Origin of the sequence: Mesorhizobium sp. BH1-1-4 (genome assembly GCF_020165665.1) — a bacterium.
Classification (GTDB): Bacteria; Pseudomonadota; Alphaproteobacteria; order Rhizobiales; family Rhizobiaceae; genus Mesorhizobium.
In genome coordinates this window covers 233,755-245,992 of record NZ_JAIUIN010000002.1, presented here as the reverse complement: position 1 = coordinate 245,992, position 12,238 = coordinate 233,755, and the positions used below count along the sequence as shown (strand labels likewise).

Sequence of the window (12,238 nt, the reverse complement as noted above, 5' to 3'; positions counted from 1 at the left end):
GTGCTTCGCGGCCATGATCATGCTCCCGCGCCGAACTCTGCCTCGACCGACACGGTGGTGCCGGCGGCGCCCAACATTTCCATGGTCTCGGCGTCGTAAGCCGCAGCCGCGCCCGCGCGGGTGGAGAAAAGTGAAATACTTCCGGGTCTCGTCATCGCCGCACTGCTGCCAGCGACGGTGAATGGTCCCGACGCCGTGACCACAACAGGGAGCCGGCCTGCATACGGACTATTGGGAACAACAAACTCGCCGATCGTTTTCTGGGTGCCGCCGACGTTGGCGACAATCTGATACTTGTTAGGTCTGGCGTATGGCAGCCATGAAACGATGATGTGGTTGCAGGCCAACAAGCCCGCGTTGGATGCTGATGAAGGGGCAAAGTGCAGTCCGGATGGGCTGTTCATGGCGAGATCCTGTTGGTTCTAGTTGGGTTCAAACTGAAGGTGCGGGGCGGCGGCACTGGGTGGACATTTGTGGCGGGCCGGTCGGTTACGCGGAACACGACGAAACCGTAAAGTGAGGCCAGACAGCATTACTCTGCGGCTGCCCTGCCGAGCGCTGCCGTGGTCGTCGTCGCGACATGAATTCTCGATGCGCCAGGAAACACCCGGTCGTCCGCGGAACGTGGCGATGGACCCTTGCAAATCAACCGGCCGGCAATCCGTCCTGTCGAACCGGTGCGCATGATGCTCGATGGCGCCGAAGCGCAGGCCGATATCGCTGCCGCTTTGTTTCCTGTGTGCTATCACCCTGACAACCCCCGTCACACGTCCCTCGATCATTTCGACGACGCTTTAGCGAGGGCTTTGACTGCTTTCTAGGAAATATCAGGCAAACAAAATACTATTGACCGTCCGCGCTTTCGAAGCACAGAGCGACCATTTTTGCTCCCAGTACTCTCCGCTCTTGCAGATCTCCAGATTCGGCGAACTTCGCAAAACCCAGATATACCCTCCGCAATTATGTAAATTGGAAAGCAATCAAACTGTAAATGGATTAGTCCTTCCGATTTATGAAGTGCGAGATTGTAAATTGCGGCTGATGATTGGCCCCTCGACCAGTTGCTGAAGGGGTGCATCCCTCAGAAAAAGCCAATGGATATCTGTGGTTTAGACAACTCGCGTTCTGACCTCGCAAGCGACGTCATGTCAGAAGCCGCGCGCCAGCAGGTGATGGCAGGTTCCTCCAAAGGGAGTATCCCACCCCTGAACACCCGGTGGGCCGTGCATGCAATGATGGTGAGGCGCCCGGTCTTGTTTGGTGCATAATGCCAAGTCCGTCCGTATCCTTGGACCGATCGCTGTGCGCATTCGACAGCTGCAGTCCTTGGTCCAGCTGGGGGATAACGGACACTTCGTGGAAGGGGACTGCCTCGATATGATCGTCAGGAATGAGATGGCCGATCTCGAAGGATGTCACGGTTCGGTGGCTACTCAATTCAAGAGCCAGGTCACTGGCGATGCCGACTCGATCGACGGCGGCCGGAACTTTGCCCGATCCTGTCCCGGAGTGCGCGCAGTACTGCACGAGCCGCACCGGCGGGCCTACCGCAAGCCTGGACATGCTCACAATGAACGCCGCTGCGACAAGGGATCAGTATGAGCACAATCGGCCTGTGCATGATCGTTAAGAACGAGGCGAAGGTCATCCTGAGATGCCTGGCTAGCGCATCTTCCCTTGCCGATTATGTGCTTGTCGTCGACACCGGTTCTGACGACGGCACGCAGGATCTCATTCGTGGCTTCCTTGCCGATCACAACCTCAAGGGTGAGGTCATCGACGAGCCATGGCTGAATTTTGCATATAACCGCACCTTTGCGCTGGAGCGGCTGCGCGAGAGGGGGTGGGTCGACTATGCGATGATGATCGACGCCGACGACGTCCTGATCCAAAACCATGAGTTCGATACAGCCGCGTTCAAGCTGCAGATAGATCAAGATCTATATGACATTGAGCTCACAAACGGTGGCATTTCCTATTACTGCCCGCAACTTTGCCGGAACTCACTGCCTTTCCGCTACAAAGGTATCCTGCATGAATACCTTGAGTTCCCTTCCGCCTCCATCGCACGCCAGACTGCGCGGGGTTTCCATATAGCATCAGGACGCGAAGGAGCGCGCAGTCAAAATCCGCGAAAGTACCACAACGATGCAGCAGTGCTGGAGAATGCGCTGGCGACCGAAACCGATCCGTTCCTGGTATCGCGTTACACGTTCTATCTCGCCCAGAGCTACAAGGACTGCGGCGAGCGTGAAAAAGCGCTGCACCACTATCTGAAGCGTGCCGAACAGGGGTACTGGATCGAAGAGGTTTATGTAGCACTATTTCAGGCCGGGAACCTGATGGCCGCGCTGGAGCGTCCTTTCGAGGAGGTCCTAGCCGTCTGGGAACGCGCCACCCGATCAGTGCCCGCGCGCGCGGAGGCCCTACATGCGGCGAGCCGGTATTGCCGCGAGCGCGGCCGCTTCCAGAAAGGGCAGGAGTATGCGCTTCGCAGTCTGGGCATCGACAAGCCTACGGGGCTTTTCATTCAGCCCTGGGTCTATGACTACGGACTGCTCGACGAGTTTTCGGTCAACGCCTATTGGACAGGCGCATACCAGGAGTCCCTCGACGCCTGCACCAAATTGCTCGCCACCAAATTGCCCGAAGACATACTGAAGCGAGTGCAAACCAACGCGCGTTTCGCGGCAGACAAGCTGCACGCCCAACAGCCAACGACATTGGCAGAACCTGGCTCCCAGAAACCGCTCGAGCAATTCAGGGTGGCGGCCCAGGACGTTGCAACGGGCGGCCGGAACGAGCACGATAGCGTGTCGAAGGCAACAGCTGTGCAGCCATTGTCCTCATGGACACCTTCCGGCGCCGCAGCGGGCACCGAGTTGATGATCCAGGGTCTGGAGGATCGCGTCCCGGATTCGCTCGCACGAATTCAGCTTCAGGTTAACATGTTCCCTGACAACCCATCCAGGATCCAGCCGCTGGTGATGTGGATGCATCACGATGTAAATCAGAACGCGGTCCAATGGTGCAGAAACCGCGAGCTTGTCGACCGCGTACGATGTTTCGTGTTTGTGTCACACTGGCAGCGTGAGCGGTACCAGTCCGAGTTTGGCATTTTACCCAGTAAATGCGTGGTTCTGCGCAACGCAACGGCAGTCACGAAGCAGCAGCGGATCTGGACGAAAACGGATCCCTTGCGGTTTGCATATACCAGTACGCCGTTTCGAGGACTTTCCGTCCTGCTTGACGCGTGGGAGCAACTGAACCTACGCGACGCTGAGCTCCATATCTGGTCGTCGATGAGGCTCTACCATCAAGACGATATGAAATATCAACCACTGTACGCTCGTGCTCAAGCACTGAAGGGTGTCATCTATCATGGAATTGCTCCCAACTCGGAACTGAAATCCGCACTTCGTGACATCCATTTCCTCGCCTATCCCAGTACGTTCGAAGAAACGTCCTGTCTTGCGGTCGTTGACGCAATGGCTGCGGGATGTCGTGTGATAGTGCCTGCCCTCGGGGCCTTGCCTGAGACGACTTCCGGATTCGCTCACGTCTATCCGTGGAGCGACGATACCCTCGAGCACGCCGCATTGTTTGCCTCAGCCATCGCCAGTGAGGTCGAGAGTCCATGGCTAGGCACTCCGGAAATGTCTTCAAAACAGCAGAACTACTGCGACCTGTTTTTCGACTGGAATGTGCGCGCCAAGGAGTGGACACGGCTCATCGAAAGTTTGACCGACAGTGTGGCTGGGGGCGCTCCACGCGACGAACAGATCCTGCTTGATCACCCGTGCTGACGCCGTTCCAAAAGAGTCGTGTGCAGAAGAGGGTGCCGATACTGCGGGATTTGCGGAATGCGATGGAGGCAACGAGCAGATGACTGAAATCGCCCGGCCGCCGGATTCGTGGTTTCTGATGTAGACGACACCATCGCGAGCTTGTGGCCTTGGCAGCAGGGATCGACGTGGAGCGACGAGAGTTTATAGCGAATCTTTTGTTCCTGACTGCCGCAGCCCCAACCTTTGCCGGTCCTGCGCGTTGGGTTGGTCTCGACGGGAGTCAGACCATCATGCCAAAACCATCAACAAATCGCGCGTTACCGATTAACCTCCTCTCTGCTCCGGTCGAACTCGCCGGCGACTGGGGCCACATGCTTCCCCGGTCGGTCGAGCTTGTAGTCGAGCGCATGCGGGTTGCCAGCCTCCACGGCGTCCGTCTTGTCTCCGACCGCCAGCCAACGCGCCTACGCGTCGACGAGCATAGCACGGGGCAGCCCGCCATCTGGCTGCACCCGGACGGAAGCAGCATGGCATGGATCATTGTGGACATAGGCGAGCGGGACTGGTCAAAGCTCGCCTATCAGTTCGGCCACGAACTCGGCCATGTGTTTGCCAACAGCTGGAAAGCCGACGCCAAGCCTGCAGTACCTTGCCAATGGCTTGAAGAAGCGATGGTCGAAGCATTCTCGCTGCGCGGACTTGGACGCCTGGCCACTGACTGGAAAGACAATCCGCCGTTCGTCGGCGATAACGCCTTCGGTGACGCCATCGCCCAATATTGCCAGAACATTGTTGGCGGCTATTCGGCCCTGGCAGATAGCCAGGGCCTCACCCGCGACCCAAGTGCTTGGTTCGCTGACCACCGCAGCGAGATCGAATGTCCCGGCCTCAATCCCTACGCGCGGGCAATGAGCCTGACAATACTCGCGGAATACGATCGGGTTCCAGATTGTGTTGAGGCGCTTGGCGCGCTGAACCGCTGGCCTGGCCGCAGCGGAATCCCGCTTGGTGAATACTTTCAACGATGGACGCAGAGCTGCGCTGAGTTGCAGGTCTCAAAGCACCTCCCGCTTCACCTGCGCGAAGTCTTGGGGCTTCGTCCGCGTTAGACCGACCTGTATTGATGACCGTGGGAAGGACGATAGCGTTCCTTATCGTCGGTCGATGGCGATTCTCGCCTGGAACGCCTGGGAGGGAGGAGGTCACCGATCGGTCGAAGGATCGGCGACGCATTCCCTCGAGGAGGGTTAGTTGAAACGGGCCACCTCAATTCCTTGGCCATTTGCAACGCCATGGGTATGTTGGCTGAACTTGCAACTTTTGTCCCGGTTCTCCTCCAGCACGGCAATGCAGTTGCGTAATTGCGCTGCTTGCGGAGCCTCAAACCCCTGGTCAACGATCGGGCGCGCAGATCCAACCTTGAAGCGGCCTATGATCAACGCGGGGCACGCCTTCAGACGCAGGCGATCGTCCTGTTTTCCACGCTGGAGCACAAGCGGCCGGGCCTCACACCCCGAACGTTCCTCGGGCCTGGGCTGGATCATCGAAGCCCGGGATCCGAATGCCTGCCTTGGGCGTCATGGCCGCGCGGCGTAGGTAGCCTTGCACACCTAACGCTTGGTGGAGGCAAGATCGCTGCACTCTCGCAAGGTGACCCGTCTTCAAATGAGAGAGGACTCTCTTTCGAGAGATCAAGCAACCGCAACCAACGTGATTGCGTTGGCGCCGATGAGAACAAGGCCGGAAAGCTCAAACAGAACATTGTAGCGGATGTCGAGAAATCGACTGCCGATTAGGATATCGACATGATGAAATCCAACAGCCCTAACGGATACAAAGGCGGCGACGAATGCCAGACCGAGCACCGCCACACCGTTCCGCCGCAGGCTCCCACGCATCAGCCAGACAGCCAGCGTGAAGAGCAAGACAGCCAAGACCAGCAATCCGATGATGAAATCCAGTTGGAACACCCGGCGTTTTTCATACCAGCCCTGAATTTGGGACAAGCAGCGTCCGGCTGCGGTCAGCATGGATTGCAGATCGAGCTGCTTGTTCACCCCAAGGAACAGCATTGCGAGCACCACCAATCCCCAGAAAATCCGTTCGCGGCTGTCCTGTACGCGCATCAAGGTCAAAAAACTTAGCACCACGCAAACGCCATATGCCACGACCGTCACCCAGCCAGCGACAGTCGGGTCACCAATCTGAGGTGACCATTGATCGCCGACGCATGCAGCAATGGTCGATAAATTGACGTCTTTAAACATGTCGTTGAAACATCACAATCTTAGGCGGAAGGTCAGCCAGCCGGCATGGTGAATTTTGACGTTGACTTACTTCCATTGTGGGTGCCGAATAAATCAATCTTCGAGTTAACCAATGATGCTGCCGCCTTCAGGTTTCGTATACTCTCACTCATCGCTCAACTCGGATAGAGTCACAGACAAGGTCTCGTGCAGATGCAGGTCCGGCTTTTGCCGAGTGCACCAAAGCGGACGCAGATCATTTTCTGTATCATCAAGCGCAGCATTATAGGCAGGGCGGCCCGACAGTACTGGGGGGGCACTGTCGGGCCTGACCGGCTGAGGCTGGGGAACCCGTCCGGGTGTGTGAATGATAATCACCGGGGACTGCATAAAAACACTTCGCCAAAAGGGTCTCCTGCATACTGTTCGGCGTAGGTTCTGGAGTAGGTTCGTATGGCTCCATCGATCGTGGCGCGCCTGCATCTGGCCGGACGAATTAGAAACCAGCGCGCCGCTGATGAATAAAGTAACTGGCGGCCAGCGGGTACTATGGTGGATCAATGGAGGCCGCCCTGGCAGGGTCAGATCTTTCTGCGCGAACCGCCGCCGTCGCCATCGGCGGCCCAGCGGCTTGGGTCGTTGGGACTAGCAGCGGCCGCCGCTGGGCCTGACCAGTTGGGTTTGGTCATGGCTGGCTGACGTGAGAATGAGCGCGCGCTCATTTGGATGCAATCGGCAGCGTCGCATACGTTTTGCTTTAAGCCTCAGCGAATATGCTTAGGGGCTGGCGGCCGCTCGCTTAATAGCTGCACCTAAGATGCCTTTCCTCAGCCGCACGGGGGACGCCGCATTCGAAGGCGGAATTACGATCCCACCTGAATTGCAGTCAAAGGCAACTTTGTGGGTATCGGGATCGTATAGAAGCAGCCGCTTTGTTTGTCCCTCATGCCGGGCAACCGGCTCGCTGAGATTCCCTTCGAGTTTCTCGGCTGAGCCTTGCGCGCGATGAAAGTGTGGTCGCCGAAGCTTGCGACCGAGGAAAATGCCACAATTCAGACACGCGAAGGTGGCCGGCGACAAAGCTGGCAAGGTGGGTAAGACTTGAGAGGACACTCTAGAAGTAAGCCGCACAAATATGCGCTTTAGAAATATGAGAGGAGCCTTAATTTAGACATCGAGAACTTTAGCAACTGCGCGATCACACCATACGCACCGTCAACAATGCCCCTTATTTTGGTGCCTGGCGGCCCCCAACCCGCCCGGCCGGCGCCAACCCGCCCATTACCCCACTTCTGGTGCCGGCCACCTCTTGCCAAAACGTCTCACGCAGATGGCCTTTGTCAAGGAGCATGTTGGGGGCGGTTTCTGGCAGATCGCAACCAGCCGCCTGATTGTACCTATCGTGTTTGGTCTCTTGCAATCGGGGCGGGCAGGCAAGAACGATCAAGATTAGCATCGGTGCTCGCGACGACATCTGCATAAACAGGCAAGCCGTTTAGTTTCCCGTAACCGCGACAGCAAAGCTGATCGGCAGAGCCATTTCAGCTTACCCTCACGATCGAGGCGGGCGGAATTTTTTCAGCGTCGTCGTGGTCACTTTCGGTAGCTGTTTGTTGCACACTCAAAAATTTCAGGTCTGGCAATGCCAATACGTCGGTTCAGGCAGCCATCACCCCGCTGATGCCTTTGTCGCAGCTCTCCTGTGTGAAGCGACAGCGACCGGCCAGGCAAATGGCTTTGCCATTTGTCGAAATTTTTATGGATAGAAACGGTGGCCAATTTCAGCTAGCGCGTACCTCGTTCGCATGGGCGGAGCTGCCGGAGGTTCGACACCCCTGCCCTGCCTTAAACCATAGGTATGATCCGCCACGACGAAGAGTGCCCGGGACAATAGCTATGGTCGGATGTTAAGTCGCCATCGCTGGCGGATTCCAGCTTTCGGACAAGGGGCCTCAAGGCGCCGATGCTTGCCGACGCCGAGGTGTTTGCCTGATGGGGGCAGGGGCATGAATTTTCTGGTGACAGGCGGTGCCGGCTTCATCGGCTCGGCGGTGTGCCGGCATCTGTGCGCCAATCCGGCCTACCGGGTGACCAATCTGGACAAGCTGACCTATGCGGGCAACCTGGCCTCGCTGCGGCCGATCGAGAATGCCCATAATTACAGCTTCGCCCAGGCCGATATCTGCGACGACAGGGCGGTGCTCGATATCCTGCGCCGCCACGACATCGACATCGTCATGAACCTTGCCGCCGAGAGCCATGTCGACCGTTCGATCGATGGACCGGGCGCCTTCATCGAGACCAACATCGTCGGCACCTACAAGATGCTCAATGCCGCGCTGGAATACTGGCGCGGCCTGTCCGATGACAGGAAGAGCCGCTTCCGCTTCCATCACGTCTCCACCGACGAGGTGTTCGGGGACCTGCCTTTCGACGGCGGCATGTTCGTCGAGGAGACACCCTACGCGCCGTCCTCGCCCTATTCCGCCTCGAAGGCGGCCTCGGACCATCTGGTGCGCGCCTGGCACGAAACCTACGGCCTGCCGGTCGTGCTCTCCAACTGTTCGAACAATTACGGCCCCTATCATTTCCCCGAAAAGCTGATCCCGCTCGTCATCCTCAACGCGCTCGACGAAAAGCCGCTGCCGGTCTATGGCGCCGGCGCCAATGTGCGCGACTGGCTGTTCGTGGAGGATCACGCGCGCGCCCTGGAACTGGTCGCCACCAAGGGGCATCCGGGTGAGAGTTATAATGTCGGCGGCAATTCGGAACGCACCAACCTTGCCGTCGTCGAGACGATCTGCGACCTGCTCGACACCAGGCGTCCGCGCGCCGGCGGCAGGCGCTATCGCGAGCTGATCTCCTTCGTCACCGACCGTCCCGGCCACGACCGCCGCTACGCTATCGATGCTTCCAAGATAGGCCGCGAACTCGGCTGGACGCCCCGGGAGAATTTCGACAGCGGCCTTGCCAGGACCGTCGACTGGTTCCTCGACAACAAATGGTGGTGGGGGCCGATCCGCGAACAGCGCTATGCCGGCGAAAGGCTGGGATATTTGACGGACTGCAGCCAGGAGACCGCGTGAGGCTTGCTGAGTAACGGGCCATTAACATTAATTTACACGTTGTGACCGGGAGGACCGAGTTGTGCACAGGTCCGTCCTCTCGCTTGCTTGTGGTTCGAGCCGGCGTCGGTATTGTCCCTCCGCCGGGTGCTGAGTCTGTGTAACGAATTGCGCTGCTGATGACTGCCCTCATCGCACCGGCATTTCCGGCCCTTGGATGTCTCGATGCCGCTGTATTATTTCAATATCAAGGATGGTCGCTCTCACTCCTCGGACACCGAGGGCACGGAGTACACCGGTGTCCATGAAGCGCAGGTCGACGCCATTCGAATGCTGGTGGCGATTGCCCGTGATGAATGGCCTGACGGCGGGGCAAATCACTTGGCGGTGCAGATTAGTGACGAGAACCATCAACCGGTGATGGAAGCAAAAATCGATTGCGCCATTACGATCTTTGATACGGCCGCCGAGCGCAATGCTGGCGCCTCCCGTTAGGCTCGGGTGCGTGCTTCTGCAGTCAACGGCGCTTTACGGCTATATCCTGATTGAGATAGGCAAAATCCATCTCGAAGAATTCGATCAATCTCTTCCGATCTAAGAACGTTACAAGACCGTCTTTAAACACAAGGAGTTTCGACTCGCGCAGTTGCCTCAGGACGCGGTTCAAATGGATTGGCGTTATACCCAGTGAATCTGCGAGGATATTTTGAGAAATCGGGCAACCAAAACCTTCTTGCGTTCCCAAGCCAACAAGTTCTGCTCGTGCGCCGAGCTCAAGCAGCATATGAACGGTGCCCGTTGCAGCGTCACGTTTGCCGAGACTGACCAGATGCTCGACCATCATCGCTTCGTCCCTTGATATCGCCCATAGAAGCGCCAGTGCAACACGCGGGGCTGATCGAAAGACCTCAGACAAGCGCTCGGTATTGATTTTCCTTACTTCCACGTCCGTTAGGGGGACGATGCTTTGATCCGAGGTTGTTAGGAGGAGGCTGCGAATTCCAAGCAGATCCCCAGCCATCTGAATATCGATGATCTGGCGCTGGCCGTCGCGCAATCCTTTGTACGAATAAGCCCATCCGCTGCACAGGACATATGCCGAATGTTGATGCTGGCCCTCATGCACCAATTCCTTGCCACTTTCGACAAAAATGCGGGGCCCTTGCAGCCGCTGCAGCACCATTGACTCCTCCGCACTCAGGGCAAAAAAACCAGAGAGTCTGCGGGCAAGGGCATCGCTATCTGAAGTCATGCATTACTTTCGCCCAGCCGGATGAGCTCCGGCTTTCACGGAGCATGCCATCCAAGAATGAATATTTGGCTGACCAATCCCAAAAACGTGACAACGAAACGGCAAAGTTAAGATGACAAACGCGCGAGTAGGCCGAACGGTTTCATCGATTACTGGCGCGGGCCGAAAGAGAGTGGACTGAATGCAAGAATTTGACCTGACGCACTTCCCAGTGGGCAGGCCTCGGGGAAGGTCGACGTCCTGGGGAATACCGTTAGATGCAGCCATAATGCGCATAAAGGCTGATCGAGATCGGGAGATTAGCAGCACCGCGGCAAGGGCTAGGAGGATGGGTCCGTCTTGGCCTACACTGTAACGGACCGTGTCGTATGCAGCTTTAGCCAATGCGCAATGGTGACGACGTTGGCCTTGCGTCTCACGGGACGTTGGTCTTGCGCCTCACGGGACATTGGTCTTGCACCTCCCGGCTAGCCCAAACGATGTGGTTGCAAAATCTTTGATTAAATCCTCCATTCGCCAGGTCGAAAGCGTCGGGCGTCGCGGAAAGCAACTTCGCCTAAGCAACTGGCATGACTGACTTATCTGTGCAATTTTTGGCACTCGCCTTGCAATCTTCGCCTAGCCCAAGGACCCTTCATGCAATTTCGCTAAAGTACTAATTTTCGCCTATATTACATTAGACACAGCTAATTTGATTGAAATGATCAAAAACATCGTCATTTATTTAAATATATTTGACGCCGTTCTAATAATACTCAACTTCGATTAAACAAAATTTACTTTAGACGAGATCGCTTTTTTAAGCAACACGTAACAGGTTCTTAACCTAGATCATCTTTTCGGCAAAAATCTCGTGTATTTTGGTTGCTGTGCAACAGGTGGTTGAGGCGCGGAGATGGCGTCGTGCCATCCGGGTTGGAAGCACAAACTAGCATTCATCACGAGTGTTGGGGCGAGGCTGGTTTCGGGACACACCGGCTTCTCCCTATAGGCAGGGTTAGTTCAACGTTGGGGATTTCGTTATGGGTTCAATCGCTAGTACAAACGGGAGCTATGTGCCAATAAGCCTGGTTCCTCCACAGAACTTGAATGGCTTGGACAACACGGAGAAATACGACGGCCACGGCCGTTTGCTGTTGATCGTCGACACAAGGGCGCTCGACAGGGAGTGTTTTGCGCAGAGCATGAAGGCTCGTGAGATCGGAATGGACATTCTGGCTCTCGGATCGGTCGAGGAATGGAAGAAGAAGCAGGACAAATATGCGCCGCTTTCGGCGATCTTGCTCAACGTCGGGGGCAAGACGATTGCGGATACAGCCGTGGCGGACAATATCCGGCAGTTATCGGGAGAGTTCGACGCACCTGTGATCGTGCTGGCAGATTCGGATGACCTCAATGAGATATTGGCAGCGCTGGAATGCGGCGCCAAGGGGTACATTCCTTCGTCGGTAGGCATCGAGGTCTGCATCGAAGCAATCGGCCTGGCGCTCGCAGGTGGTGTATTTGTGCCAGCCAGCAGCGTATTTGCCATGCACCAAATGCTTGAGTCAGGAGCCGCGGTGGCCCGGCCCATGGATGGAATGTTCACTGCGCGGCAGGCCGAAGTGGTCGAGGCCCTTCGACGTGGCAAGGCGAACAAGATAATCGCGTTCGAGCTTCGCCTCCGCGAAAGCACGGTCAAGGTGCACATTCGAAACATCATGAAGAAGCTCAAGGCGACCAACAGGACAGAAGTGGCGTTCAAGATAAACGATCTGTTCCCCGCCGGCCGCGGTAAGCCAGAATACGGGGCTGGCGCCGGACGGTGACCTGCTGACAACCATAGGCTCTGACGAGGCGCGCGCTTCCCTTGCGGTAATTCCGTCCGCAAGCGGGCGCGCGCTGGCG

Annotated in this window: 8 protein-coding genes; 5 read left to right on the top strand and 3 right to left on the bottom strand. The window is 57.0% G+C overall.

Going from position 1 to position 12,238, the window contains the following annotated elements:
* Positions 1-17 precede the first annotated feature (17 nt).
* Positions 18-404, bottom strand: a complete 387-nt coding sequence (locus LB569_RS04780; protein WP_224691310.1) for a hypothetical protein — start codon at positions 402-404, stop codon at positions 18-20.
* A gap of 1,194 nt (positions 405-1,598) precedes the next feature.
* Here LB569_RS04780 and LB569_RS04775 point away from each other — a divergent pair.
* Both LB569_RS04775 and LB569_RS04770 read left to right on the top strand, forming a co-directional pair.
* The gene (locus LB569_RS04775) at positions 1,599-3,806 is read left to right on the top strand and encodes a glycosyltransferase (RefSeq protein WP_224691309.1); all 2,208 of its coding nucleotides are present in this window, start codon (positions 1,599-1,601) and stop codon (positions 3,804-3,806) included.
* A 272-nt stretch (positions 3,807-4,078) separates the two neighbouring features.
* Positions 4,079-4,897 carry a hypothetical protein gene (locus LB569_RS04770; protein WP_224691308.1) on the top strand — a complete coding sequence of 273 codons (819 nt, stop codon included), beginning with the start codon at positions 4,079-4,081 and terminating at the stop codon, positions 4,895-4,897.
* Between the two features lie 582 nt (positions 4,898-5,479).
* Here LB569_RS04770 and LB569_RS04765 read toward each other — a convergent pair.
* Positions 5,480-6,055, bottom strand: coding sequence for a hypothetical protein (locus LB569_RS04765; RefSeq protein WP_224691307.1), 576 nt, complete (start codon positions 6,053-6,055; stop codon positions 5,480-5,482).
* Between the two features lie 1,985 nt (positions 6,056-8,040).
* Here LB569_RS04765 and rfbB point away from each other — a divergent pair.
* Positions 8,041-9,120, top strand: a complete 1,080-nt coding sequence (rfbB, locus tag LB569_RS04760; RefSeq protein ID WP_224691306.1) for a dTDP-glucose 4,6-dehydratase — start codon at positions 8,041-8,043, stop codon at positions 9,118-9,120.
* Positions 9,121-9,324: 204 nt separating this feature from the next.
* Entirely contained in the window at positions 9,325-9,594 is a 270-nt protein-coding gene (locus LB569_RS04755) for a DUF6894 family protein (RefSeq protein ID WP_224691305.1), read from the top strand.
* A gap of 22 nt (positions 9,595-9,616) precedes the next feature.
* Here LB569_RS04755 and LB569_RS04750 read toward each other — a convergent pair whose 3' ends face one another.
* Complete coding sequence (locus tag LB569_RS04750; RefSeq protein ID WP_224691304.1) at positions 9,617-10,351, bottom strand: Crp/Fnr family transcriptional regulator; 735 nt, start codon at positions 10,349-10,351, stop codon at positions 9,617-9,619.
* Between the two features lie 1,022 nt (positions 10,352-11,373).
* On the opposite strand from LB569_RS04750, the gene LB569_RS04745 reads away from it, so the two are divergent.
* On the top strand, positions 11,374-12,159 hold the full coding sequence (locus tag LB569_RS04745) for a LuxR C-terminal-related transcriptional regulator (protein ID WP_411970188.1): 786 nt from the start codon (positions 11,374-11,376) through the stop codon (positions 12,157-12,159).
* The last annotated feature ends 79 nt before the right edge of the window (positions 12,160-12,238 follow it).